The sequence below is a fragment of the Pseudomonas sp. SWRI68 genome, assembly GCF_014269165.1.
GTDB classification, from domain to species: Bacteria; Pseudomonadota; Gammaproteobacteria; order Pseudomonadales; family Pseudomonadaceae; genus Aquipseudomonas; species Aquipseudomonas capeferrum.
Genome location: NZ_JABWRU010000067.1, coordinates 1 through 405, shown reverse-complemented (window position 1 = coordinate 405; position 405 = coordinate 1). Strand labels below are relative to the sequence as shown.

The window sequence follows — 405 nt, the reverse complement described above, 5'->3', positions numbered from 1 at the left end:
TTGATACCCAGGCTGATTTCGCCGGCGTCTTTGTAGACGTCGTCGCCCTGCGCGTCGTGGCTATACGGCGCGCTGGTTTCGCCCGCCTTGATGGTGACCTGAGCATTGTTGCTCAGGGTCACGACCAGGTCGTGGGCCAGGGCGGTATTGATGTGGACGGTGAAGGTCGGCTTCACGTTCTCTGCGACCGAGACCTGGTCAGCAGTGATGGTGACTTTGACCACGTCGCCTTCGTTGCCTGGGGTGCCCGGCTCGTCAGTCACAGTAGTGCTGACCGGCGTCTTATCCAGAACGAGGTTTTCGAACTTCCAAGCATCAGCGCCGCTGACTGCTTGCAGGCTCTGCTCTACCGGCGCGTTGGTCCCAACGTAAACGTTGTCAGGCGCGGTAACGGTGACGAAGCCC

At 60.5% G+C, this 405-nt stretch carries 1 protein-coding gene; it reads right to left on the bottom strand.

Going from position 1 to position 405, the window contains the following annotated elements; genetic code table 11:
* Window positions 1-405: immunoglobulin-like domain-containing protein (locus HU770_RS26815; RefSeq protein ID WP_186666597.1), on the bottom strand; the 405-nt coding region annotated here is incomplete at both ends.